Source organism: Corynebacterium sp. LaCa_205, from assembly GCF_057458085.1.
Genome location: NZ_CP190931.1, coordinates 84,089 through 107,936, shown reverse-complemented (window position 1 = coordinate 107,936; position 23,848 = coordinate 84,089). Strand labels below are relative to the sequence as shown.

Below are 23,848 nucleotides of genomic sequence, written 5' to 3'. Positions count from 1 at the left end.
CTACGGGTGGGCAATATGGAAGAAATCCAGCACCGTATCGGTGGTCCATTCTGCCTTAACTAAGCCGGAATGGTCCGTGGCCCCACCGTTCCACGTGTGCGTGCCGCCGTGGATGGTGTACTGCTCGGTGCGTGCATCACATACCCGCCAGGTAAAGTGCTCCACTGCTTCTTTCCGACGCCTCTTTGGAAACGGATTGCACCCATTCTCTTTCGCAATCCCGCGTAGTGATTTTTTGACCGAGTGGTAGTGCGCACCGTGCTGGCGCCCACCGCCATATTTCATCAGCACATCCTCGGTGCCGTGGATATCTAGGTAATCGGTGGGTTCGCTGGCGCAGTCTTTTTCCACGCGGTCATATTTTGCCGCCGAGACCGTGGCCACCGCATCGAATAGGCCCGGCCGCTTGCACGTCACCGCGCGGGCGAATCCACCACCATTGGAAAAGCCCACGCCATAGGTGGTGTCCGTGGCGGGATAGTGGCGGCGGACGAAATCGATCGTGTCATCCACGTATTTGAGATCTTCTTCCAAACTGGTCACCGCATAGGGTGCCGGTGCCCACGCCTTGCCCGCACCTTGAACAAAGACGGTAATGGCATCGCCTTGGGAAAGGTCGGTGCCTTTAAACATATTTCCGGCGTCCATCTCATAGCCGTGCATCGCCATGACCACGGGCAGGCGGTGGTGCTTATCCGCATTAAACGGCACATGCACCACAAAACTGCGATGATTTTGTAGGTTAATGATCTGGTAGCGGCCATTGGCCGTTGTGCCCTGGTCCGGCAGCGTGGTGATATAGCCATCGGCCGCACCTTGCGATTCATTTGGCACGCTGCCCGGCTGCGGCGGTTCTTCCTCGCACCCCGCCATGAGTCCGGCGGCCGCGCATAACCCAGCGCACAGGGCCAGTGTTTTCTTGCCTACCTTAATCACGAGCGCGCAGCTTCACCGCCGTGCCGGTAGCCGTAACCATCAGCATGTCATTCGACGTTCCCATGGGCGAATAATCAAAGGCGATGCCCACCACACCATCGGCCCCGAGCTCCTGCCCGCGCCGCCACAAGTCATCGAGTGCCGCTTCGCGTGCTTTGATGGCCTCGCTTTCGTACCCGGCGGAGCGCCCACCGGTGATATTGCGGATGGATGCCCCGAAATCCTTCAGCATATTAATACCGATGACGGTTTCCCCGGCGATAATGCGGATATAGTCCGTAATCTCATAGCCATCAACGGTATTGGTAGTGGTAAAAATCATGGCCCCAGATTACATGGCTATAAGACCACGCACTCCCTCGAAAAGGATGATGACACCCAGCAAGAGGAAGACCACACCGCTGACAATATCCACCCAGGCGGAGTTCTTAGCCATCCACTTTGAGACCGCGCGGGTACTCAAAGCCACGCCCACAAACAGCACAAGGCTTTCCAGAATCAATACGGCCCCCACCATGAGATTGGCGCCGATGCCCATGCCGGGATCAATGAAATTGGCAAAGATGGCGCCAAAGAAGATGACCACCTTGGGGTTCGAAAGATCGCAGATAAATCCCATGCGATAGGCAGTGCCCGCCTTGATGATGCCGTCCGGTGTAAACCCGCGCGGCTGCGGGGCGCGGGTTTCGGTGCCCACGACGGTTGCGGGCGCGCGACGCTCCTTTATGCCACCGGTAATGGCGGTATAGGCCATCCACAGCAGGTAACAGCCACCGAGAACCTGCAGCACCACGAGGATCCCAGGGTGCGCAGAAATCAGCGCGGACAACCCTGCCAAGGAGGCCACGGTCCAAATGGTAAGGCCGGTGGTACTACCCAGCGCCGCCCATACGGCTGCGCGCGTAGAACGCGCACCTAAGCGAATGATTTGCACTACGTCTGGGCCCGGCGAGGCCATCGCCGCGAACCACACGCCCATCAGAGTCACGAGGGCGCTAATAGCCACCTAACACCTCCATACTCGCATGCCATTGGATCAACGCATGCCACTATAAGGACGCTCTCACCTGCAGCGAAACAGGTAAGTTCTGTGATTTAGGTAGCTCCTATATCAACTCTTTTATAGAAATCCGCCACCTGCACTAACCGAAGAGCTCGATGACGCCCTCCACCGCCATAACGAGTCCCAGCACCGCAAAGATAAGACCCGAAACGATATCGATGGCCGCGGAATGATGCGCAATCCAGCGCGATGCCGCGCGCACAATGAGAGCAAAGGTAGAAACCATGTCACAGACATCGCCAAGAGGATTACCGCCACTGCAACGGTCCACGTGAGCGACATATCGGGGCGAATAAACTGCGCGAAAACCGCGCCGAAGAACACGAGCGCTTTCGGATTGGATAGGTTCGTGACCACCCCGAGCTTATAGGCGAGCCAGCCAGTCAAGTCATTAATGCTGCCGGCCGCGATGGCCTGTTCCGTGTAAGTCTCGGTGCCCGCCACCACGGTAGGTACGCGGCGGACTTAAAACCGGAACGAATCGAAGACACGCTCATATGGACAAAAGCCCGCCAATGAGTTGCAGCGCACCCAACACACTAGGCCGTGCAGTGATCACCGCGGAGCGCCAGCCAAGGATGCCGTCACCCAAAACTCTGTGCCGCTGCACACCCCAACGCGCACATCAACCCGGCGCCGGTCGACCGCGGGGCCACGCGGATGACTTGAACCAAGTCGAGTTCAAGTTCAACGTGTAGCTAGGCCCCGGGGTTACCCACGCAGAACTCGTTGCCTTCCGGGTCCTGCATGACGGTCCACACCAATCCCGGCGCTTCGTGGGTGGTGAGTTCGGTGGCGCCTAGGTCTTTGAGGCGTTCTATTAAAGTTTCGCGCTCCGCCCCGCCAACGTCGACGTGCATGCGGTTTTTCCCAGGTGTCGGCTCCTCAACGCGCTGAAATCCCAGCGCCGGGGTGGAATCAACCATCACGAAATCGCCGTAATCCGCGGCGATTTCGCAGCCGGTTGCGGCGGACCAAAACTTGGCGAGCTTTGAGGGATCGTGGCAGTCGAAGGTGATCTGGCGGATCGTGAAGTTGGGATCGCTCATGGTTTCCATGATGGGCACGCGTCAGCGCGCCTGCAACAATGCGGGGTGTTTCTGGTGGGGGTATCAGACCAGTTCTCTCCGGCCATGTCAGCCCCATACGTCATAATGGAGGCATGGCCGAGCTGGACCCCGAGTGGGCGATCAATGAGATAGACGCGTTCCTGCAAGTCACAGCGAAGGTAGTCCCCGACATGGGCCCGGGCATCGCCTACCTTGGAACCGTTATGAGTGGATCGCCGACTGAGGCTGCGGCACGCGCCCATGTCGTTGAAATGATCCTTGACCGAGTGCTTCCCGGGTGGAGACAAGGACGCCCGGTCCAGGACAAGGAGTATAGCTGGCTGAGGGGTCAGGCGGCCCGGGCCAAGACAGCGCTTGAACGTCGGTCTGAACTCGCTGAAAAGCTCGGAGAGAATACGCCAGACTTAGATGCAGCCAATCTGCATCCGTGGGCGTGGGAAAATGGCAAGGGTTACTGGAATCACGGACACTACCATCAAGCCGTGATGCAGGCTGCCATCCGCGTCAATGCAGAGACCCAAGCGAAACTGAACCGCCTAGACGTATCTGAAACAGCACTTTTCAACGAGGCGTTTTCACTCCATGATCCGAAGCGTAATGCGCCGCGCCTTCGGCTTATGGAAAATGATGGCAGTAAGACGTTTGAGAACCTGCATCGGGGCGCCCGCGCCTTTGCAGAGGGCTTGTACGCGGCTATCCGCAATCCCGGGATGCATGTTCCACACGACGGTGGTGAGGAGCAAATCGCGTTGGAGCAGCTCGCGGCTTTCAGTCTATTGGCTCGCTGGGTTGATAAGGCTACCGTCCTGGAGGGGTGACAACATCGGTTTACGGGATAGCAGTCCGCTTGAGCGAAGGATGTGGGGAGCACGAACGCCTGTGATGGAGGTGCCGGGTGCTCAGTCAGCAAGGCCGTCTAGGACCATCGCCGTAGTTTTGTGCAAGGTTAACGCCAGCGACTGGGCTGGGTCCAAGAATGAATCTCGCACCCGTTAAACTGCGCCGACACTCTGTGGAGTTCAAATTAAACGTGTAACGCGGGGCGTTGATGGCGCTTCGCGTTATTGGGGGTAGGTTGAAGCGCGGTCTGTTCGTTCGCCGACGCGGCCGCCGCCGGATGCTCGGCGGCGATTCCGGCCCGAACCTCGGGGACATCCCCCATCTTCGATAGCTTTAGTGAGCACGACCACGACCATCTGAACTGGTGCGCTGGTTTTCGTTCGGCTCTCGGTCTATTCCGCCACCTCATGCGCGGCCGCGAAACCGCGCCGAAGAATCTGCATCTAGTCGGTTACGGCAACTGGAACGGCGAGGGCTCGTCAATGCTGATGAGGGTGGGGTCCTTTGTCAAACACACTGCCCAGATAGTCGCGGGCTGTGTCGATGAGACTCGGCAGCACTCCGAATGGATGTCCGCGGTATCAAGGCCGCTGAACTATTCAAATTGCGGGACGAAAAGAGTCTCGCAGTGACGCTTGGTCCCTGAGCAAGTTCGATCCTTCCACGATCTGCGCTGGAGACGCCGAGCGCTCGGGGGTCCTTGACCGGCTGGGGCACGTGCCGGGTGGTGGCTCGCCCACAGCCCCCGTGCCCACCCACACCGAGAAGGGACAGGTCACCGAGTACGATCCCGATTCCACGGAGACGGACCGTGAACTCGAATGACGTGCCTGGCCCAAGGTGTGTCCGCTCGGCGTGTGGTTTAACCCTTATGAGACTTGCCGGTCGCAGCCTCAGCGCTTCGCTTGCGCAGCCCGCAGGCCGTTCAAGATCACGATCACTTCGGCGACCTCGTGAACCAGCACGACGGCAGCCAGGCCCAGCACGCCGCTGATCGCCAGTGGCATCAACACGATGATGATGGCCAGAGACAGCACGATGTTCTGGTTGATGATCCGGCTTCCTCGGCGGGCGTGCTGCAGCGCCTTCGGGATTAGCCGGAGGTCGTGGCCGGTGAAGGCGACGTCAGCGGACTCGATCGCGGCGTCAGAGCCGGTCGCTCCCATCGCTATGCCCACCGTCGCGCCCGCCAGTGCCGGCGCGTCGTTGATGCCGTCGCCGATCATCGCCGTCGGCGTCTTGGAGGAGAATTCGGCGACGATGCTTGCCTTGTCCTCAGGGCGCAGCTCGGCGCGCACGTCGTTGATTCCGGCGATTCCAGCCAGCGCCTGGGTGGTGCGAGTATTGTCGCCGGTGAGCATGCTTACTTCCACGTCGTTGGCGTGCAGGGCCTGCACGGCTTCGGGCACCTCGGGCCGCAACTCGTCACGGACCCCGATCGCCCCGGCGAGAGCGTCATCGACGGTGACCAGGACGCAGGTCTGGCCCTCGGACTCCATGCGCTCAACGTCTGCTTTCAGTGGTCCGGCGTCGATCCATCGGGGGCTGCCCACCAGCACCCGTCGGCCTTCGACGGTGCCGCCGATGCCATGCCCAGCTTCCTCGCTGATGTCCGAGGCGGTGGGCGCTTCGGGCCCCGCTGCCGCGATCGCCGCAGCGAGGGGGTGTGTCGATTGCTGCTCAACTGCTGCCGCGAAGGAAAGCACCTGCGTCCGATCGAATCCGTCTGCCGGGACCACTCCGGTAACCTCAGGCTGGTTGCGGGTAAGGGTTCCGGTTTTGTCCACTGCCAGGTGACGGATACTGCCGAGTCGCTCGAACGCCGCGCCGGACTTGATGACCACTCCGAACTGGCTGGCCGCGCCGATCGCGGCCACGACCGTCAGCGGCACGGAGATTGCCAGCGCGCACGGCGACGCTGCGACCAGGACTACCAGCGCACGGGTGATCCACGTCTCAGGGTCGCCCAGCAGCGAGCCGATAACGCCGACCAGCACCGCCAGGATCATCACCCCGGGCACTAGGGGTTGGGCAATCCGGTCGGCGATCCGGGCGCGGTCGCCCTTTTCCGCCTGCGCTTGCTCGACTAGGTCCACGAGTGTGGTCAGCGAGTTGTCCGTCCCAGCTGCGGTCGTCTCGACCTCCAGCACCCCGGCGGAGTTGATCGCTCCCGCAGGCACTTCGTCGCCGGGCGCAACCTCCTCCGGAATGGATTCTCCGGTGATCGCTGAGGTGTCAAGGCTGGAGCGCCCGGATCGAATGATGCCGTCCGTGGCGATCCGCTCCCCGGGGCGCACGAGCATTAGCTCGCCAACCTCGAGGTCCTTCGCTGCGACCTCGGCCGCTGTGCCGTCGCGCAGCACCGTCGCGGTCTGCGGTACCAGCTTCAACAGTGCCCGCAGTCCGCCTTGAGCCCGGTCCATCGCCTTGTCTTCCAGTGCCTCGGCGATCGAGTACAGGAATGCTAGCGCCGCGGCCTCTCCGACGAATCCGAGGATCACCGCGCCGACCGCGCTGATCGTCATTAGCAAGCCAATGCCGAGCTTGCGCTTCGTGACAAGGTTCCGGATCGCTCCAGGCGCGAACGTGTAAGCGCCCAACAGCAGGCCAACCCAATACAGTACCGTCGCGGGCGTCTCCAAGTCAGACCAGTCCAGCGCCAGTCCTGTTATGAGGGCTACGCCGGAGAAGAACGGCAGCAGTAGCTCAGGGTCCTTCCACCATGGCCGATCGAGCTCGTCGATCTCCGTGGCGGGTTCGTGTTCGCATCCACATGCTGAACTCATACGTCCGCTCCTTTCTCGCCGCAGCCGGGCACCGAGCACTCAGTGTCGATGCAGGGGGCATTCTCGTCGACGGCCAGTGTCGCGTTGACTAGCGCTTCGAGCGCTGCCGCGAGGTGCGGATCGGCGATTTCGTAGCGGGTCTTACGGCCCTCCGGCTCAGCGACGACAATGCCACAATCGCGCAGGCAAGACAGGTGGTTCGAAACGTTCGAGCGGGTCAGATCCAAGCTTTGCGAGAGCACAGCCGGGTAGCTCGGACCGTCTAGTAGGGTTATCAGGATTCGGGAGCGCGTCGGATCAGCCATGGCCCGGCCGAGCCGGTTCATGACGTCGAGGCGCGAAGCAATAGTCAGCATGTGCTGAACTATACAGTGTGCGATGAACTATTTAAAATGGGCTGAACTAACAGTCACGCGAAAGTCCTGCGACCTGCAAGAATTAGTCGATGGGATAGCCGATGACTAGTCCTTCACGGTTCGCCTGCCAACCCAACGAGGGGCGACGTGGGCGGCGAAATTCTCCAGAATCTTCACGTGGACGTCCACACCCACCCCTGTGGGGATGGTGATGAACAGGGTGTCGGCGGACATGACGGCGGCGTAGGTGCGGCCAGCGACACTGACACCAGGTTCTCCATCAAGAGCTAGACACTCACGGACATTGCGTACGGGTCAAACCACACGTAGCGAAGCTTTCTAATAGCCAAATGACTATCTCTTTTCGCTGGTATCCGGGAATGATACTTCCTTGAAGTCGGCGGTGTTGGCTACCCCGCGTACGAAGTACTGGAACTGCTGCTTGGAAACCACTTTGGTCTACGAAGACATAGCCCTTCAAACTACATCGCAGGAAAATTCCATTTCACGGTCGGTATGGGCCTTTTGCAGTTGGTTAATTCGAAATTCGTTCACCATCTCCTTAGCCACCCGCACGATTAACGCGGTGTTTCGCCATCTTCGCGCGAGGAGAGCAGCTCCTTCAGGTGCCTATCGATGTCATCGAGCTTTCTCAGAACGGATACGGCGAAAACGATACTAATTACTAAGGCGATAATGCTGAGCATCAATGTCTTCCTTTACTCTGTCACTTCAATCCAGCGGAGCCGATTCCTTGCCCGACGATTAAACCATGGTTCTGGCCCAGCAGAGAGGTGCACGGGAAAAGGGGATGTCGGCAAGCAAAAGCGCCGCGCCCCCAAGGAAGGGAAACGCGGCGCTAGAGCAATCCGGCGGCAGGCTGCTTAGTGGTCAGCGCCCTGGATGGAGTGTTTGTGATCGCGGACTGCCTCGCCCTCAGCGTAGAGCGGCATATCCTGCTTAGCCTTGTACCACTCGGCGTAGTTTGGCTCCAGCGGGGTGCGGCCGGCGATGAGGTCAGCGGCCTTCTCGCCCACCATCATGGTTGGGGAGTAGATATTGCCGTTGGTCACGGATGGGAAGACGGAGGCATCCGCAATGTAGAGACCCTCAACGCCCCACACGCCCATGGTGTCTGGGTCAACCACGGCCATCGGATCGGACTCCGCGCCCATCTTGGCGGTACAGGATGGGTGCAGCGCGGTCTCGCCATCGTTGCGGACCCACTCCAAGATCTCCTCGTCGGTCTGGACATCCGGGCCCGGGCTGAACTCGCGGGCACCTACCTCTTCCATGGCCTTGGTATCCAGCAGGGAGCGGGCAACGCGTACGGCCTCAACCCACTCGCGGCGGTCCTGGTCGGTCTTCAGGTAGTTGAAGAGGATGGATGGCTTGTCGTGGATATCGGCGCTCTTGATGTGAACGTGGCCCTTGGTATCGGAGAACATCGGGCCAACGTGCCACTGGAAGCCGTGCTTGACGTCCGCCTTCTGGCCGTCATAACGCACGGCCATCGGCAGGAAGTGGAACATGAGGTTCGGGTAGTCCTCATTCTCATTGGAGCGCACGAAGCCGCCGCCTTCAAAGTGGGAGGTAGCAACTGGGCCCTTGTGGGTCAGCAGCCACTGCAGACCCATGAATGGCCAGCGCCACTTATCCAGGTAAGGCTGGGAGGACGCGGTGGACTTGGTGGTCTCATACTGAATGTAGACCTCGAGGTGGTCCTGCAGGTTCTCGCCCACACCTGGCAGGTGCTTGACGACGTCGATGCCGTGTTTCTCCAGAATCTCGCGGTCACCAATGCCGGAGATTTCCAGCAGCTGCGGGGTGTTAATGGCACCGGCGGACAGCACGATCTTCTCGGCATAGACGCGGTGAACGCCGCCCTGCCACTCGTACTCGACGCCGACGGCCTTCTGGCCCTCGAAGAGGATCTTGGTGGTGAAAGCGCGGGTGCGGATCTCGAGGTTCTCGCGATCCATGTTGGGGTACAGGTAGGCGCGGGCAGCGGACCAGCGCTTGCCGTTCTTAATATTGCGATCGAACGGAGCGAAGCCTTCCTGGCGGTAACCATTGACGTCATTGGTCAGGTTGTAGCCGGCTTCCTGCACAGACTTGAACAGGGCCTGGAAGAGCTCGGAGGTAGCCGGGCCGCGGGAGAGGTACAGCGGGCCATCGTGGCCACGGCGCGGATCGTTCGGCTCGGCCGCAGCGGCGGTTTCCATGCGGTTGAAGTACGGCAGGCAGTGGGCGAAGTCCCAGTTCTCCATGCCCGGGTTCTGGCCCCACTTCTCGTAGTCCATCGGGTTACCGCGCTGGTAGATCATGCCGTTGATGGAGGAAGATCCGCCAAGGACCTTGCCGCGAGCATGGTAGACACGGCGGCCGTTCATCTCTGGCTCTGGATCGGACTCATACATCCAGTCATAGTTCTTTGCGCCGATTGGGAAAGAGAAGCCGGATGGCATGTGAATGAACAGATCCCACAAGGAATCTGGGCGGCCAGCCTCAAGGACCAGCACGCGGGTGTTCTTGTCTTCGGTCAGGCGTGCGGCGATGACGGAGCCTGCGGAGCCACCGCCAACGACGACTACGTCGCTTACTTCATCGGTGACCTTTTTAGCGGAACGCTTCTTGGTCAGCTTGTCCATAAAACCCATAAATCCCCTTCTTTCTGTGAAATATTTCACACGTCAAGATTGCCCCACCGGAAGTGAAAATATTGTAATTTATACAAAAGTCTGTAATTATTCACATCGCCTTATGTGCGGGCACTGCCTCCAGAGTACACATCCCGCTAGAAGTTTGCCCATCTTAATGTATATTTACCTTGTCCGGATGGATTTCTCTGGAGATGAAATCCGCAGTCTTTGCGCATAGTTCGCCCGAATATGATTCATTTCACTCACCTATCTCTCCCTGCGATCTTGTGAGCATTTTGGGGCACTCGTGCGAAAGATTCGGCCCAAAACAACCAGCAATAGGAGAAGTAGATGGCTAACTTTGACCCTCACAATCCTGAGGAGTCTCTCACTTCACATAAAGACCCCCAAGAAGGGGGTAAAAACACCTCTCTCGCAACCCCCTCTGGAGAGCCCAAGAAGCGCAGCCCGCGCTACCAAGTCCGCGCCCTCGTCGGCAGCTACAAGGCCGAAACCGGCGATGCCGTAGGCGCGGATCAGGTCCCTGCTCCCAAGACAAACTGGCCGGTATTTATCATCTCTGGCGTCCTCATTATTGCCATGGCGCTCTATGCCGGGCTCGGCCGCGATTCCGCGGCAGAAACCCTCGCCAGTGTGACCGGCTGGATCGGCCACAACCTTGGCTGGTTCTACGTTCTCACCGCCACCATCGCCGTGGTCTTCGTGCTCTATATTGCCTTTTCCAATGCCGGCAATATCCGCCTCGGACCGGACCACTCGCGGCCGAAATTTAATACCTTCTCCTGGGCGTCCATGCTCTTTGCCGCTGGCATCGGCGTGGACCTCATGTTCTTCGCCGTGGCCGAGCCAGTCACCATGTACATGCAGCCACCGGTCGGTGACGGCGAAACCATGGAGGCCGCCAAGGAAGCCGTGGTCTATGCCATGTTCCACTATGGCCTCACCGGCTGGGCGCTTTATGCACTTATGGGCATGGCCTTTGGCTACTTTGCCTACCGCCTGAACATGCCGCTGGCTATCCGCTCCGCGCTCTACCCGCTCATCGGCAAGCGCGTGCACGGCCCTATCGGCTCCGCGGTGGACATCGCCGCCATGCTGGGCACCGTCTTCGGTGTGACCGCTTCCCTGGGCATCGGCGTGGTGCAGCTGTCCTATGGCTTCCACCTCATCTTCGGCATCGAGCAGGGCCTTGGACTGCAGTCCGCCCTCATTATTATTGCGGTGGCCATTGCCACGCTGTCGGCTGTATCCGGCGTCGATAAGGGCATTCGCTTCCTCTCCGAGCTCAACGTCTATTTGGCCATCGCACTGATGGTCTACGTCGTGGTCTTTGGCAAGACCGCCTACCTCTTCGATGCCATCGTGACCAATATCGGTGACTACGTCGCAAAATTCCCATCTTGGACCATGGAGACCTTCGCCTTCGCCGAAGACCAAGCCAACGTAGATACCTGGATGCAGTCCTGGACCCTCTTCTTCTGGGCATGGTGGATCGCCTGGGCGACCTTCGTCGGCCTCTTCCTGGCCCGCATCTCCCGCGGCCGCACCCTGCGCCAGTTCATCTTCGGCACCCTGACCTTCCCGTTCCTATTCATCCTGATGTGGATGTCCTTCTTTGGTAACACTGCCTTGGACATGGTCCGCTCCGGTGACTACCCCGAATTCGCCGAGAACGCTATTAACGTGCCAGAGCAAGGCTTCTACGACATGCTGCACGAGTTCCCAGGCTCTGGCATCGTCATTTTCTTGACCACCTTTATTGGCCTACTGCTCTATATCACCTCGGCCGACTCCGGCGCGCTGGTGATGTCCAACTTCACCTCTCGCATCACCGATAACCGCCAGGATGGCGCACGCTGGCTGCGCATCTTCTGGTCCGTAACCGTAGGTGCGCTGACCCTTGCCCTGCTACAGATCGATGGCATCGCCACCGTGCAATCCGCGACCGTCGTGATGGGCCTGCCCTTTGCCTTCGTGGTCTACCTCATCATGTTCTCCCTGTGGAAGTCCCTGCGCCTGGAAAACGTGCAGCGCGAGGCCCGCACCACCGCTATACATGGTGTGATTTCCTCCCGTACCGAGCGCGAGCCTTCGGATTCCAACCTGTGGAAGAACCGCCTCGACCGCGCCAATACCTTCCCTTCCAAGAAGGAGATGGATACTTACCTGCGCGATACCGCCACCTACGCCTTGGAGCAGGTTGCTACCCACATGCGTACCCGCGGCTACGACGCCATCTTGCTCACCAGCGAGCTTCCCGACGTCGAATTGCCCCAGCTCGACCTAGAGGTAAAGCTGCACAATGAGCGCATGTTCCGCTACCAGCTCTTCCCGGTCGCGGCCGAGCGCCCCGATTTCAGCGCGGGCGAAGGCGACGAGTACTACCGCCTCGAGGTCTATGACATGACTGGTTCGCTGGGCTATGACGTCTACGGCTATTCCGAGAATCAGATCATTAACAATGTGCTGGATCTTTATGAACGCCACTTGGCCTTCCTCTACATGCAGCAGACCCAGCCGGGCGACTCCGATGTCTCCGATGGCGCCGAGCCTGAGCGCACCTGGCGCGAAGATAGCTAAGCTGGCCACTACAACTACCTCTATGAGAGAAAGGTTGCTTTTCACTTGAGCACCCAGAACACTTTGTTCGACCCCACCCAGTCCGAGCTGCTGAAGGGCGTGCATGCTGATGGCGCCCCGAAGTCCCTGTTCATCAACGGTAAGTGGGAAGCCGCCCAAAGCGGCGAAACCCGCACCATCATCTGCCCGGCCGATGGTTCCACCGTCGGTTTAGTCTCCGAGGCATCCGACGAGGACACCGAACGCGCCATCAAGGTTGCCCGTGAAACCTTCGATAACGGCGAGTGGGCCAATACCCCGTCCGCCGAGCGTGGCAAGCTCGTCATCCGCGTGGCCGATTTCATCCGCGAGCACAAGGAGCTTTTCGCGCAGGCCGAGTCCGCTGATACCGGCAAGCGCTACGAGGAATCTTTGGGCGATATGGATGACATCGCCAACGCCTTCGAGTACTTCGGCACCCTGGCCCAGCACCAGGCCGGCCGCGTGGTCGACCCGCAGGATCCCAACCTGCGCTCCCGCATCGATGCCGAGCCCGTCGGCGTCTGTGGCCTGATTACCCCATGGAACTACCCGCTGTTGCAGGTCTCCTGGAAGGTCGGCCCGGCCCTGGCTGCCGGCAATACCTTCGTCCTCAAGCAGGCGGAGCTCACCCCACACACCGCGATGCTGCTCATGGTCGCCCTCAAGGAGTGCGGTCTGCCGGACGGCGTAGGCAACCTCATCACCGGCGCTGGCGCTAACTGCGGCAACCCGCTCTCCCAGCACCCGGACGTGGACATGGTCTCCTTCACCGGCGGCCTTGTCACCGGCAAGATCATCGCCAAGAATGCGGCGGAGACCGTCAAACGCACCGCGCTCGAGCTCGGCGGCAAGAACCCGAACGTCATCTTCGCCGATGCCGATTTCGACGTCGCCGTGGACAACGCCCTCAATGGCGCCTTCTTCCACTCCGGCCAGGTCTGCTCCGCAGGCTCCCGCATCGTCGTAGAAGAGTCCCTGCACGATAAGTTCGTCGATGCCCTGGTAGAGCGCGCCAATAAGATCAAGATCGGCGGCCCGACCGATGACAAGGCCGAAACCGGCCCGCTCATCTCCGCCGAGCACCGCGAGAAGGTTGCCGCCTACGTGGACAAGGCTCGCGAGCAGGGCGCCAAGATCCTCACCGGCGGCCGCGCCGCCACCAGCGAGGACACCAATGGCCAGCACGGCACCGGCACCACCGACTTGGGCGCTGGCATCTACTACCTGCCGACCATCATCGATGGCGCCACCACCGAGATGGATTGCGTCTACGACGAGGCCTTCGGCCCTACCGTGACCATCGAGACCTTCACCACTGAGGAGGAGGCCATCGCCATCGCCAATGACACCGAATATGGTCTGGCAGGCGCCGTCTACACTTCCGACGCCGGCCGCGCCGAGCGCGTAGCCCGCGCCCTGCGCCATGGCACCATCTGGATCAACGACTTCCACCCATACCTGCCGCAGGCAGAGTGGGGCGGCTTCAAGCAGTCCGGCAATGGCCGCGAGCTTGGCCCCACCGGCTTGGCCGAGTACCAGGAGCACAAGCACGTGTACCAGAACCTCTCCCCTGCCGCTTGGGATCAGTTTGGCCTGCAGTAACTAAGCCGGCCACATAGCATTCAGCCCCCGCTGCTCGGAAAGAGCGCGGGGGCTGAATTTCTGTATGAGGCCGACGCACGGCCACGTTATCGGTCTCGTTCACCTACTGCAGGGCCAGAACGTGGCCGCTGTGCGAACTGATTATGCGGAAACGGCATCTTCCAGCTCGGCTAGCAAGGAATTGGTGCGCTCCACCTTGGCATCCACGGGGCGGAATTCGCCGTCGGTCCAGTCAGTAAAGAAACCGAAGTCGAGCTGGTTGCGCAGCTGCGGCATGGAGAAGTTGACCACGATGGTGCGCCATGCTTCCACGCCGCGGATTGCGCCCGCTGGACCGTAACCGGCGAACGCGACTGGCTTACCGGTCCACTCCCCGGCCAAGCAGTCGAAGGCATTCTTGAATGGACCCGGCACGGAGCGGTTGTACTCCGGGGTAACAAATACGAAACCATCGCAGGCATCCACTGCATCAGACCACGCCTGCACCTTTTCATCCGCATACTGCTTATTGGCGGTGGCAGGAATGACGTCAGTGGTCAGCAGTGGAACATCAAACTCCTTGAGGTCCAGCAGGGTATACTCCACCCCATCCTGGCGCCCCTGGGCGAGATCATAGAGCCACTCACCTACTACCTTGCCGGCCGAGTTATCGCGGGTGGTGCCGATGATGATGCCGATACGAGACATAAGAGAACCTTCTTTCCTTCAAGCTTTATGTAACATCCCTAGCTTACCGCCCGTGCAGATACTTGTCTGATGGTGATGTTGATACGTCCTTCACTCAACCCGCACGCCTCCGGCAACGTGCCGTCATTAACGCGCACCACCCCGTGGTAGGCAAAGCGCTTTGGCCCGCCAAAGACCACCAAATCCCCAGAGCACAGCGTGATGTCATCCCACGGTCGCGTGCGCGCCTCGGTATGCCCCATGCGGAAAAGCGCCTCATCCCCAATGGATAGCGAAATCACCGGGGCGGGTGACTCCTCCGAATCATCCACGTGCATGCCCATGGCCGAGCCCGGCGGATAGTAATTCACCAATGCCATCTCCGGCACAAACGTATCCACCCACGGCTCTAGCTCAGGTGCTACCTCAGCCGCGGCGCGCAGCGCTCCCGGAGCAATCCGCCGCAGGCTCCCCGGCACCGGCGGAACCCACGTGCCGTCCATATTGTCTACATACCGATAGCTGGGATAATGCCAGTACCTGCCCAAATGCAGCTGAAAAACGCTCATTTGCCCGCCGGATTTCAACCGCGGCCGCACCATCGCCATCGGCGTATTCGCATACTCGCGCGCAATGCCACGCATCTCATCTACCAAGGCCCTCTGCTTATCGACGCCCACCCATCCCGGCACATGCCCCACCCCCGAAGCCACACGCACGCTCGGTCGCGGCAGCGAATCAAAAAGCATGACCTCACCCTAAACCCAACGACCCTATAAATCGACCAAGACCTACCATTTTCACCAAGGATCAGAATCCGTACAAGACCACCACTCACATGGCCCGTAGGAATAAAACGACCTCGACTTCCTCGCCAGCCTCGAACTAGACGAGGAGGCTCCTACCGGTTACCAGGCCGCGGATAACGACACGACAACCAGACTGAAAACGAGGAACCAGAGCTAGAAGCAGAGCACGACGGCAATCAGGACGCCGAACTCTAACCGCACCGGAGCCGGAACAGGATTAGTCCTTAGTTGGTGCTTTCCCAGACGTCATCAGGGATAGCCTCCTCCAACTCCCACTCTATGAAGTGCCCCATGAAAGGATGCGTGTACGGAAGTATCCCCCATATAAGTGAAATAGTTCCTACCCCTTCTTCGAGAGCTTTCTGCAGGTAAGAAACACGAACAAAAACATCCACAACAAAGCGATCACTCCTGAGAGAAAGAATGCCTCAGCACTAGATTCCCCCGGAGAACGAGCGAATGAAGTTGCGATGATTTGAGAAGTTGGCAAGAACTTCTCAACACCATTCGTACCCGCCAAGAGTTGATTTGCAATCGAGATTCCCATCGTGGCGATCGTTAGCCCCACTGCTGCACCCAAAACGCCAGCGAAATTATCAATATACGTTGAAAGCCAAAGGTAGAAACAACCTACAGCAAGTATTCCCAAAATGGTCCATAGAGAATAAACGGGAAGAAGCTTACTGAGCGGCTCCTCAGGATAGCCACTCATGTACTTATAGATGAGAGTGATTAAAAATTGAAGTACACCCATAGCTAGGGCGAGGGAAAAAAGGATAGAAATCTTCTCAATCAGAAGTTTCTTCCTTCCATTAGGTTGGCTTTTAATCCAATTGATATTTCCCCTTTTTTGCTCCGGCCCCATTAAGGTCGCGGAAATTGCTGCCACCAAAATAGGGGAAAGGATTCCGAAGTAAAGTCCCCCCATATTTGCCCAAGCAAAACCAATGGCACTGTTGGAATCTTGACCCCATTTCTCTTCCGGAACCATTGCGATTCCGAACCAAAACGCTAAGAGAAAAAGAAGTACTACCGCGAGAGCAATCAAAATCGTAGCTGGCGACTTCCGAAACACTGTCAAATTAAAGTTCATCTTGAAACCTCCGAGGAACCACAACAATTGAAAAAGTTGCAACAACAAGGGCGACTATGATCACAATTCCCAGATCCGAAAGAGACAAGACGTGATCCAAAAGACTGTCTTCTTGTACCCCTACAGGGGATAGAGCTCCAACTAAAGTGAAAGGAATGAAAATTGCTACTGCCTGAGGGATCATGTGACCAGCTGAACCGAGAACTGAGCCTATCAGCGCGATACCAACGACCCATCCAGGGTGCTTGAGACGCAAGGCAAGATGGAGGAACAAGGGAACCAAGGCAACAGTTTCCATCAACAAAGCAAAAACTACGACTACCAATTGGTTCCCTAAGACTGGAACGTTGAAAGAACGACTAGCTTGAACTGTCGCTAGTATGACAGCTGCAATTCCGAAGAATGCTACTAAACTCACCCATACAGACTTAATGAGCATGATTTCCTTGGCGGATGTCCCCAGAGATTGCAGCCGCGTAAGCATACGATTTTTACGATCGATCGACGAGATCACCAAAGAATACGAACCAATCAAGAGAGGAAGCATCAGACTTCCCAACTGAACCATATTCAACGTCAATGAACGCGGGTCCCGTTCTGTAGGATCCAGCTGGTTAAAGGTAGTAGTAGTCAAAATGAAAGCCCAAAACCCAAAAAGAACAATAAGGGCTAAAGGGAGAAAAACATTAAACTTACGCTTCAGTTTCAACGGTTCTTGAGCCATCAGAGAGAAAATTAATGCTGGCTTTCTTTGCACCGAAGGGGCTACGTGAGTCATCGCTATTACCTCCCAGCCCCTTCGATATCCGCACTACCCGTCATCGTTAGGAAGGCATCCTCCAAAGTGTGGCTTTGAATTGTTGCACTAGCAATGGGGGATCCTTCAGTCACAATTGAAGTAATAATTTGGGACGACAGCTCCCTGTCTTGGTATCGCAATCGAATTTTTCCGTCATCAAGGATTGAGTAAGGGATACCTCGCCGGTCTAATACTTGCTCCACTTCGGAAGAATTCAGAGCATCAATCACAAGAGAAGGAGCACCGATTAGACTGCTAAGCTCCCCCTCATAACGCAAAGAACCTTCATGGATAATGCCTACGACATCAGCAACTTGTTCAATTTCGGAGAGGATGTGACTAGAGACGACTACGGTTTTTCCCATTTCTCTGGAAAATCGCAAAATTAACTCACGAATTTCTCTAATTCCATCTGGGTCTAGGCCGTTAGTAGGTTCGTCGAGCAATAAGATGTCGGGGTCACCAACCAAGGCTAGCGCGATTCCCAGTCTTTGCTTCATGCCCAGAGAGTATTCTCCGGCTTTTCGTTTTCCGTGATTAGAGAGACCTACCATCTCAAGAATGTGACTAGTGTTTGTTTTGACCCCCCTGAGCTTGCCAAGGTAGGAGATATTTTCCGCCCCAGTTAAATTAGGATAAAATGATGGCTCTTCGATCAGGCTCCCGATATGAGAGAGATAGCTTGTGTCCCCGCCAGCCACCGGCCTTCCTTCAAGCTCAACAGTGCCAGTATCAGGCCTCAAAAGACCCAAAATGATTTTCATCACCGTGGATTTTCCCGCTCCATTTCGGCCCAGGAAGCCGTAGACTTTACTAGTAGGAACGGTGATTGAAAGATCTTTGATTACTTCAGTCTTTCCGAGTATTTGAGTCACGTGGTTTAAGTGGAGTTTTGTTCCCCTGTCCATTTTCCCTCTTTCTTTAAGAACTTCGAAGCGGCCGTACTGGCCTCGGAGCTCATTGTTCAATGAACGGGAGTAGAAATCCATCATAAGGAGACTTTTGTCCCCTACAGGGGACAATCCTAAAGCTGACGACGTAGAGTTAAACTGACTAGGAATTTCGCTTGAAGAAACTAAATCAATCTGCCATTGTGGACGTTAACTACCCCCCTACCGCTCCTCGAAATTTTTTGGACAAGATAGCTGAAGCGTGGCAATCTTCCCCCTCAGCTCCATTACTAGGGGCACTTCTGAGTGCGTCGATACAATTTGCAGTCTCGCTGTCCTTCCACGTAAATAGTCTTTTCGAGCCTGACTACCTGTGGTGGATATGGGTGTCGTCGCAGTCGATTGTGTTACTTTTCAGGCGGCGAGCGCCGTTCCTTATTCTCATTATTCAATGCATCTTTATGGTTTCTGCGGAAGTTTTTTATTCTGCAGGCGCTTTTTGCCTTATTCCACTACTCATATCCGTCCATAGCACAAGTTCTCGCTCTACCGCTTGGAAAATCGGGGTAGGACTCCTAATGGCCCTAGCGGCCGACTTCCCCGCTTCATGGAAAATGTTTCCTACTTACGGAATCAGCGCCTTCCTACCAGCTTTCTTCTATGTGGGAACAATCTCCACCATTTCTTTGGGGGCGAGATTTCGAAAGCTATCGTTAGCTCGCCAAGATGACGTTTTCGCAGCTGAGCATCATGCTAGATTGTCCGAAAACAAAAGGCTTCAGGCAGAACGTTCTACCCGTATTGCCACTGGTCTTCACGACAGCGTGGGACATAGTCTGACTGCTATAGCAGCGCTAAGCGAAGGTGTCAAAGGTCAGTTAGGCCGTCCTGATCTAGAAGAAGCTTTGGAAATGATTGATGAATTGGCGCGTGACGCTCTTGCAGATACGCGTCGGACTGTTTATGAGATAAACCAAGAGGAAGTACCCCCCGATCTAGCAACCTTAACCGAGGAGGGACAACACACATGGAATGATTTGGCTTCCCTCATAGAAGTAACTCGGAAAACTGGGATATCTGTTGCATTTCTAGAAAACGGTAAACGCACAGAGAACCAGTGTATCCAGGAACTGTGTTTTCAAGTCATAAGGGAATGCACGACTAACACGATTCGACATGCACAAGAAGCAAGCCAAATTACCGTTTCGTTAGATTTTTCTCCACATTCGGTTCGTATTCATTTTTCCGATAATGGAAAACTACAGACCTCTGTAGTGAAACCCGGAAATGGAATCCTAGGAATGCGTAGACGTCTAGAAAAGGTAGGAGGAAGCTTAACCGCGAGCTCTACACGTAGGGGATGGAAAGTGGACGCGATAATCCCTATTTACCCAGGTTCAAGGGAAGGAAACACCAGTGCAGAACGATATAAATAATGACTCTTCAATTAGAGTAATGATCGTGGACGACCAAAAGGCCGCTCGGTTCGGACTTTCCTTGCTCGTAAAAAAGGCAGCCGATATGCATGTAATGGTGTCCGCAACCAACGGTCAAGAAGCGATTGAAGTACTTTCCCGAATGAAGGAAGCCAATGATCTCCTCCCCCAAGTCATATTAATGGATATCCGCATGCCTTTTCTGAATGGAATCGAAGCAACAGAACGGATAATTGCTTCGTTTGACAAGATAAAAATATTAATAATGACTACATATGATCAGGATGATTACGCTCTTAGTGCTCTCGATGCGGGAGCCTCCGGATATCTACTTAAGGATGCCCGTTCACGTGATTTACAGAATGCTATTCGATCTGTATACGGGGGAGACGCAGTCCTTACTCCTCGGATAACGGCCACCCTTCTTCAAGAGCGCAGACCAGTAAAAGCTTCGACAAAGCGTCAACGAGACGCCCAAAACTCCATAGCATCACTGTCTCCGCGCGAAAAAGAAGTTGCAGAGTTAATCTCCCAAGGACTCAATAACAAGGAAATAGCGGAAAAGCTTGTAATACAGCGGGACAGTGTGAAAAAGACCGTTTCACGAATACTCTCCAGATTAGAGATGCGGGATCGTGTGCAGATAGCGATACTATGGAACGAAGCACACGCGCAATAATGGACTATCGCTTCATAAAATTCGCCCCCTGAATAATGACCGCTAGCGTTTGAGCGTATGCGAAAATGACTCCCCCTCGGAGATCCTTGGGCGCGCAGCTGAGGAACCCTTGATGCCTCACCTCGAGGAAACCGATACAAACACAAAATAGCCGCTACTCCGTGTCTGCGGATAGTGTATCAACGTGAGGCGGATTCTGTCGGGTATTTTCACCGGCAGCACGTTGTCACAGTGTCGCCTGAACTGGATAAAACTAACTATCTATATAGCGACTTGTTTTATGCTCTGCCGTCATGGGGTTGCGTCCATCAGTGTGAAGTGTCCCAGGTTTTGTTCCGTCTGAGTAGATGGGAAAATCTGGAATATGCCAAGAAAATTTGACCAGGATGCGAAGGACCGTGTGGTCCGTCTTGTAGAGGACCGTATCTTGGCGGAAAATATGTCGATGCAAGCCGCGTGCAAGGCAGTAGCTCCAAAGTTGGGGGTTTCATGGCACACGGCTCGTCAGTGGACCCAGCAGGCCCGTCGTGCGGGAAGCATCCCAGAACCTGTGCCTGAAGACTTGGCCGCGGAAAACGCGAGGCTACGCCGTGAAAATCAAGAGCTACGCGACACCAATGAGCTACTGAAGGCTGCCTCGGCTTTTTTCGCGTCGGAACTCGACCCAAAACGTCGGAAATGATCCGGTTCATCGATGAGTATCGGGATCGTTTCTCCATCGAGTTCATTTGCGAGACGTTAAACACCCACCGTGTTGGCGGTTTCATCACGTCCCGTGGATACCGCCAATCAAAAGCCCGTGGTATGAGTGCCCGCAGTCTTCGTGACGCTGCTCTAGTCGCGCACATCGCCGAGGTCCATGAAGAAAATTTTGGCGTCTACGGCATCCGTAAGATGTGGCATACTCTGCGCCGTGAAGGAATCGACATTGGCCGTGAGCAGACCGCACGCCTGATGCGTCTTGCTGGAGTCAGAGGCAAAGGTAAAGGTAAGTCTCCTATTACTACCCGCAAGCCGAAGGGACCAGATCTGCGTCCTGATTTAGTTAATCGCAAGTTCAACGCCCCGGCACCGGCCCGATTGTGGGTGGCCGATATTACTTATGTGCGCACTAGAAAAGGATTCGTGTACACCGCTTTTGTTACCGACGTGTTCTCCCGAAGGATCGTCGGGTGGGCACTATCTGATTCAATGCGTACCGAGGCGCTGCCGCTGCAGGCGCTTAATCAGGCGATTGTCAGCGCGAAGGAAACAACGGGGCTGATTCATCATTCAGATCATGGCTCACAGTACGTCAGCATTGTCTACAACGAACGGCTGGCTGAGTATGGAATTGCTGCCTCTACCGGGACAGTAGGAGATTCCTATGACAATGCTTTGGCCGAAAACGTCAACGGTTCCTACAAAAATGAGCTGATTCATCGGCGGTCGTGGGACAGCGTGGTTGACGTGGAGATCGCGACGTTTGAATGGGTTAATTGGTGGAACGAGGTACGGCTTCACCAAAGTCTCGGCTATCGCACGCCAGCTGAGGTTGAGTCAGAGTTTTGGGAAACCAACCCGGCCCAAGAAATAATGGAAATCAAGGCAAATGCCTAGGAACAAAACCCGGGGCACTTCAGTGTGGTGTATCTTTAGCCTGCGGTATGCCTCGTGCCAATGCGCATAAAGACGACCATCGCGGGTACTGAAGTGCCTTGGGTTTTTGCTCCTAGGTATTTGCTTTGATTTCTATTTTCCTGTGGCGGGTTCTAATTCCAAAATCCGGTTTCGACCTCGCCCCACCTGCGGAAACGCTAAGAAAGAGGACTGTTTCTGCCATTGCTGCGGCGCATCGCTTATTCCGACTGTCGCCCTGCATTCTCCGCCCACACACGCACGCCCACAGAAGCGGCAGTCATAACAATCATGAGGACGACTGCTAAACCGAGCCCGATGACGTCTGTCACCCACAAAATAAATAATGCTAAAGAGACAACAGCTAAAGCGAGTAAAACTCCAGTTTTTATCTTCTGTGTTCTATCCATAGCGCCATTATTCAATAATAAAACCCCACCATGTGAGGGATTTCCTCTTCTTGCAGAAGATTTCTTCGCTCCGAAACGTCTTCGCAGTATGGCATGGCTACTCAACGCACGTACTAAAGAGCGGTCGAATTCCAGCTTTAGACTAGCTCTTATTGCTTGATTGAACCGTGAATATGCAGTTAAAAACACTGCAATAGTCAATCTCTGCTCGGCTATACCAAGCATGTTGCCCCTCAATGTTCCCTAATCTCTGTCTTCACCTAGATGAAGCGCGTCGGCAATCATTACCCTTAAAGAGTGATTACGAACGAACTTCGAAATTTGCTAGCCAAAGCAACTACTCACGCACGGCGCTTTCAGGACGGAGGAGATCACACTGTAGCCGCAACACTCCTCACCAAATCAGGAAAACACGTACTCGGTTTGAACGCGCACCACTTCCTCGGTGGTCCTTGCGGGGAAGTCTCGGCTTTAGCTAACCATGCTGCTAGTTATCCAGAGGACCCAATCCAAGCAGTAGTCGCCGTATACGGACCTACTGGTCAAGTTATTCCTCCCTGCGGTAAATGCCGCCAGGTGCTTTTTGATGTTGATCCGTCCATTCGGTGCATCGTGCGCGGAAGCAATGGACTTGAAGCACCTACCGTAGAAGAACTCTTGCCATTCGCATTCAACTGGCGAGATATGGAACAAGAGCAGCGCATCTACATGTGGGAAGGCTACGAGGAATCAATTCGTAGCGGAGAAAAGCAACAGACAATTCGGGTAGATGATCCTTTCCATGAAGGAAATGCCCAAATAGTCTTCGAGAAAGAATCCGGAGAGGTCGTCACCATTCCTGCACAGGTCACGGCCGTTTCCTCTATCCAGCGAAGTAAATTGTCGGAAAAGCAAGCTCGAAATGACGGCTTTGGCTCTCTCGCCGAGCTTCAGAAAGCGCTAGATGCTCATTATCCCGGTTTAGGTGACGATGACGAAGTAGACGTCGTAGAGTTCCACCTGCGGTAATCCATCCAGACCGAAAGGTGGAATAGCCCTCCTCCCCACGTGCAGAATTCACCTCATCGATAGCGTCATCCTTGCGGGGTGAAGATTGCGGGAGCTACCGCTGGGGGTCTTCTATTTCCCTTATCCAGAAGTTCATCATCTCACCGATAGGATCCGAGGAGGAAAACACTTCGCTCGCTATTTCCCTAGGAGACCAAGTATCCGGAAGGTCTTGAAATCCTGCGCCGACCTTTCCAAGCGTCACTGCTGAGGAGTTTTTGACTGCGCTAAGGATGGTAACGACATCGTCATACGTAGCATAAAACGAGTTTTTCCCATTCGCCCCAGTTGCATCAGCAATACAGATCCAGTCATTGAGTTCCGCCATATCGCTCAAAATATTATCGACGATTTTTCTTGAATCTGTTTCCATATGCTCACTCATTGTGCTTGGCCTTCTACTTACACTCAACCTTAACTCTGAGAATTAGCAACCGCTTTGCCAATGTCGTCTACAAATTTTATCGAGCCAACAAAAGCGGCAT

General features: G+C 55.9%; 24 protein-coding genes and 1 pseudogene. 7 read left to right on the top strand and 18 right to left on the bottom strand.

Annotated elements, in window-relative coordinates:
- The 6 genes and pseudogenes from ACP8J1_RS00560 to ACP8J1_RS00535 form a co-directional block, all read right to left on the bottom strand.
- Positions 1-936 (bottom strand): CE1 family esterase, encoded by a 936-nt coding sequence (locus tag ACP8J1_RS00560; RefSeq protein ID WP_023020322.1) that lies wholly within the window; start codon positions 934-936, stop codon positions 1-3.
- A complete protein-coding gene (locus tag ACP8J1_RS00555) occupies positions 929-1,258 on the bottom strand; it encodes a YbjQ family protein (protein WP_023020321.1) in 330 nt (109 codons plus the stop codon). The genes ACP8J1_RS00560 and ACP8J1_RS00555 overlap by 8 nt, the downstream gene beginning before the upstream one ends.
- A gap of 9 nt (positions 1,259-1,267) precedes the next feature.
- Positions 1,268-1,942 (bottom strand): LysE family translocator, encoded by a 675-nt coding sequence (locus ACP8J1_RS00550; protein ID WP_023020320.1) that lies wholly within the window; start codon positions 1,940-1,942, stop codon positions 1,268-1,270.
- Between the two features lie 136 nt (positions 1,943-2,078).
- Positions 2,079-2,225 carry a hypothetical protein gene (locus ACP8J1_RS00545; protein WP_023020319.1) on the bottom strand — a complete coding sequence of 49 codons (147 nt, stop codon included), beginning with the start codon at positions 2,223-2,225 and terminating at the stop codon, positions 2,079-2,081.
- Positions 2,226-2,245: 20 nt separating this feature from the next.
- Positions 2,246-2,323 (bottom strand): annotated as a pseudogene (locus ACP8J1_RS00540) (LysE family translocator); the annotation flags it as partial.
- A gap of 374 nt (positions 2,324-2,697) precedes the next feature.
- Positions 2,698-3,048, bottom strand: a complete 351-nt coding sequence (locus tag ACP8J1_RS00535; protein WP_034656146.1) for a VOC family protein — start codon at positions 3,046-3,048, stop codon at positions 2,698-2,700.
- A gap of 113 nt (positions 3,049-3,161) precedes the next feature.
- On the opposite strand from ACP8J1_RS00535, the gene ACP8J1_RS00530 reads away from it, so the two are divergent.
- Complete coding sequence (locus ACP8J1_RS00530; RefSeq protein WP_023020317.1) at positions 3,162-3,887, top strand: TIGR02391 family protein; 726 nt, start codon at positions 3,162-3,164, stop codon at positions 3,885-3,887.
- 915 nt (positions 3,888-4,802) lie between these two features.
- Here the strand turns inward: ACP8J1_RS00530 and ACP8J1_RS00525 are convergent.
- The 5 genes from ACP8J1_RS00525 to betA form a co-directional block, all read right to left on the bottom strand.
- Positions 4,803-6,695 carry a heavy metal translocating P-type ATPase gene (locus ACP8J1_RS00525; RefSeq protein ID WP_302517780.1) on the bottom strand — a complete coding sequence of 631 codons (1,893 nt, stop codon included), beginning with the start codon at positions 6,693-6,695 and terminating at the stop codon, positions 4,803-4,805.
- Positions 6,692-7,051 (bottom strand): Cd(II)/Pb(II)-sensing metalloregulatory transcriptional regulator CmtR, encoded by a 360-nt coding sequence (gene cmtR, locus ACP8J1_RS00520; RefSeq protein ID WP_023016478.1) that lies wholly within the window; start codon positions 7,049-7,051, stop codon positions 6,692-6,694. The genes ACP8J1_RS00525 and cmtR overlap by 4 nt, the downstream gene beginning before the upstream one ends.
- A gap of 105 nt (positions 7,052-7,156) precedes the next feature.
- Positions 7,157-7,285, bottom strand: a complete 129-nt coding sequence (locus tag ACP8J1_RS00515) for a hypothetical protein (protein WP_023020314.1) — start codon at positions 7,283-7,285, stop codon at positions 7,157-7,159.
- 344 nt (positions 7,286-7,629) lie between these two features.
- Positions 7,630-7,758 carry a hypothetical protein gene (locus ACP8J1_RS00510; RefSeq protein ID WP_023020313.1) on the bottom strand — a complete coding sequence of 43 codons (129 nt, stop codon included), beginning with the start codon at positions 7,756-7,758 and terminating at the stop codon, positions 7,630-7,632.
- 177 nt (positions 7,759-7,935) lie between these two features.
- Positions 7,936-9,711 (bottom strand): choline dehydrogenase, encoded by a 1,776-nt coding sequence (gene betA / locus ACP8J1_RS00505; RefSeq protein WP_023020312.1) that lies wholly within the window; start codon positions 9,709-9,711, stop codon positions 7,936-7,938.
- A gap of 333 nt (positions 9,712-10,044) precedes the next feature.
- On the opposite strand from betA, the gene betT reads away from it, so the two are divergent.
- Positions 10,045-12,294, top strand: coding sequence for a choline BCCT transporter BetT (gene betT, locus ACP8J1_RS00500; protein ID WP_023020311.1), 2,250 nt, complete (start codon positions 10,045-10,047; stop codon positions 12,292-12,294).
- Between the two features lie 45 nt (positions 12,295-12,339).
- The gene (locus ACP8J1_RS00495) at positions 12,340-13,917 is read left to right on the top strand and encodes an aldehyde dehydrogenase family protein (protein WP_023020310.1); all 1,578 of its coding nucleotides are present in this window, start codon (positions 12,340-12,342) and stop codon (positions 13,915-13,917) included.
- A gap of 141 nt (positions 13,918-14,058) precedes the next feature.
- Here the strand turns inward: ACP8J1_RS00495 and ACP8J1_RS00490 are convergent, their stop codons facing one another.
- The 5 genes from ACP8J1_RS00490 to ACP8J1_RS00470 all read right to left on the bottom strand — a co-directional run bounded on the left by ACP8J1_RS00490 (position 14,059) and on the right by ACP8J1_RS00470 (position 18,276).
- Positions 14,059-14,604, bottom strand: coding sequence for an NADPH-dependent FMN reductase (locus tag ACP8J1_RS00490; protein WP_023020309.1), 546 nt, complete (start codon positions 14,602-14,604; stop codon positions 14,059-14,061).
- Positions 14,605-14,642: 38 nt separating this feature from the next.
- The gene (locus tag ACP8J1_RS00485; protein ID WP_023020308.1) at positions 14,643-15,332 is read right to left on the bottom strand and encodes an alpha-ketoglutarate-dependent dioxygenase AlkB family protein; all 690 of its coding nucleotides are present in this window, start codon (positions 15,330-15,332) and stop codon (positions 14,643-14,645) included.
- 400 nt (positions 15,333-15,732) lie between these two features.
- The gene (locus ACP8J1_RS00480; RefSeq protein ID WP_023020306.1) at positions 15,733-16,485 is read right to left on the bottom strand and encodes an ABC transporter permease; all 753 of its coding nucleotides are present in this window, start codon (positions 16,483-16,485) and stop codon (positions 15,733-15,735) included.
- Positions 16,475-17,263 carry an ABC transporter permease gene (locus ACP8J1_RS00475; RefSeq protein WP_023020305.1) on the bottom strand — a complete coding sequence of 263 codons (789 nt, stop codon included), beginning with the start codon at positions 17,261-17,263 and terminating at the stop codon, positions 16,475-16,477. The genes ACP8J1_RS00480 and ACP8J1_RS00475 overlap by 11 nt, the downstream gene beginning before the upstream one ends.
- Positions 17,264-17,268: 5 nt before the next feature.
- Positions 17,269-18,276: an ATP-binding cassette domain-containing protein gene (locus ACP8J1_RS00470; protein ID WP_023020304.1), complete on the bottom strand. Its 1,008-nt coding sequence runs from the start codon at positions 18,274-18,276 to the stop codon at positions 17,269-17,271.
- Between the two features lie 476 nt (positions 18,277-18,752).
- On the opposite strand from ACP8J1_RS00470, the gene ACP8J1_RS00465 reads away from it, so the two are divergent.
- The 3 genes from ACP8J1_RS00465 to ACP8J1_RS00455 all read left to right on the top strand — a co-directional run bounded on the left by ACP8J1_RS00465 (position 18,753) and on the right by ACP8J1_RS00455 (position 21,888).
- The gene (locus tag ACP8J1_RS00465) at positions 18,753-19,610 is read left to right on the top strand and encodes a sensor histidine kinase (protein ID WP_198010443.1); all 858 of its coding nucleotides are present in this window, start codon (positions 18,753-18,755) and stop codon (positions 19,608-19,610) included.
- A gap of 25 nt (positions 19,611-19,635) precedes the next feature.
- A complete protein-coding gene (locus ACP8J1_RS00460; protein ID WP_198010442.1) occupies positions 19,636-20,289 on the top strand; it encodes a response regulator in 654 nt (217 codons plus the stop codon).
- Positions 20,290-20,653: 364 nt separating this feature from the next.
- Positions 20,654-21,888, top strand: a protein-coding gene (locus tag ACP8J1_RS00455; RefSeq protein WP_167315507.1) for an IS3 family transposase whose coding sequence is annotated in 2 segments (ribosomal slippage) — positions 20,654-20,942 and positions 20,942-21,888 — 1,236 coding nt in all. Because the reading frame shifts where the segments join, the coding sequence is not laid out codon by codon here.
- 239 nt (positions 21,889-22,127) lie between these two features.
- On the opposite strand, the gene ACP8J1_RS00450 is transcribed toward ACP8J1_RS00455, so the two are convergent.
- A complete protein-coding gene (locus ACP8J1_RS00450; protein WP_232212571.1) occupies positions 22,128-22,541 on the bottom strand; it encodes a hypothetical protein in 414 nt (137 codons plus the stop codon).
- Positions 22,542-22,613: 72 nt separating this feature from the next.
- On the opposite strand from ACP8J1_RS00450, the gene ACP8J1_RS00445 reads away from it, so the two are divergent.
- The gene (locus ACP8J1_RS00445; RefSeq protein ID WP_034655651.1) at positions 22,614-23,324 is read left to right on the top strand and encodes an ASCH domain-containing protein; all 711 of its coding nucleotides are present in this window, start codon (positions 22,614-22,616) and stop codon (positions 23,322-23,324) included.
- A 94-nt stretch (positions 23,325-23,418) separates the two neighbouring features.
- On the opposite strand, the gene ACP8J1_RS00440 is transcribed toward ACP8J1_RS00445, so the two are convergent.
- Positions 23,419-23,748 carry a hypothetical protein gene (locus ACP8J1_RS00440; RefSeq protein ID WP_023020300.1) on the bottom strand — a complete coding sequence of 110 codons (330 nt, stop codon included), beginning with the start codon at positions 23,746-23,748 and terminating at the stop codon, positions 23,419-23,421.
- Positions 23,749-23,848: the final 100 nt, after the last annotated feature.

Coding starts and splice junctions, on each gene's coding strand:
- ACP8J1_RS00555 (WP_023020321.1), bottom strand. CDS start 1,258: ATGATTTTTACCACTACCAATACCGTTGATGGCTATGAGATTACGGAC.
- ACP8J1_RS00545 (WP_023020319.1), bottom strand. CDS start 2,225: ATGGTTTCTACCTTTGCTCTCATTGTGCGCGCGGCATCGCGCTGGATT.
- ACP8J1_RS00535 (WP_034656146.1), bottom strand. CDS start 3,048: ATGAGCGATCCCAACTTCACGATCCGCCAGATCACCTTCGACTGCCAC.
- ACP8J1_RS00530 (WP_023020317.1), top strand. CDS start 3,162: ATGGCCGAGCTGGACCCCGAGTGGGCGATCAATGAGATAGACGCGTTC.
- ACP8J1_RS00525 (WP_302517780.1), bottom strand. CDS start 6,695: ATGAGTTCAGCATGTGGATGCGAACACGAACCCGCCACGGAGATCGAC.
- cmtR (WP_023016478.1), bottom strand. CDS start 7,051: ATGCTGACTATTGCTTCGCGCCTCGACGTCATGAACCGGCTCGGCCGG.
- ACP8J1_RS00515 (WP_023020314.1), bottom strand. CDS start 7,285: ATGTCCGCCGACACCCTGTTCATCACCATCCCCACAGGGGTGGGTGTG.
- ACP8J1_RS00510 (WP_023020313.1), bottom strand. CDS start 7,758: ATGCTCAGCATTATCGCCTTAGTAATTAGTATCGTTTTCGCCGTATCC.
- betA (WP_023020312.1), bottom strand. CDS start 9,711: ATGGGTTTTATGGACAAGCTGACCAAGAAGCGTTCCGCTAAAAAGGTC.
- betT (WP_023020311.1), top strand. CDS start 10,045: ATGGCTAACTTTGACCCTCACAATCCTGAGGAGTCTCTCACTTCACAT.
- ACP8J1_RS00490 (WP_023020309.1), bottom strand. CDS start 14,604: ATGTCTCGTATCGGCATCATCATCGGCACCACCCGCGATAACTCGGCC.
- ACP8J1_RS00485 (WP_023020308.1), bottom strand. CDS start 15,332: ATGCTTTTTGATTCGCTGCCGCGACCGAGCGTGCGTGTGGCTTCGGGG.
- ACP8J1_RS00480 (WP_023020306.1), bottom strand. CDS start 16,485: ATGAACTTTAATTTGACAGTGTTTCGGAAGTCGCCAGCTACGATTTTG.
- ACP8J1_RS00475 (WP_023020305.1), bottom strand. CDS start 17,263: ATGACTCACGTAGCCCCTTCGGTGCAAAGAAAGCCAGCATTAATTTTC.
- ACP8J1_RS00470 (WP_023020304.1), bottom strand. CDS start 18,276: ATGATGGATTTCTACTCCCGTTCATTGAACAATGAGCTCCGAGGCCAG.
- ACP8J1_RS00465 (WP_198010443.1), top strand. CDS start 18,753: ATGGCCCTAGCGGCCGACTTCCCCGCTTCATGGAAAATGTTTCCTACT.
- ACP8J1_RS00450 (WP_232212571.1), bottom strand. CDS start 22,541: ATGCTTGGTATAGCCGAGCAGAGATTGACTATTGCAGTGTTTTTAACT.
- ACP8J1_RS00440 (WP_023020300.1), bottom strand. CDS start 23,748: ATGAGTGAGCATATGGAAACAGATTCAAGAAAAATCGTCGATAATATT.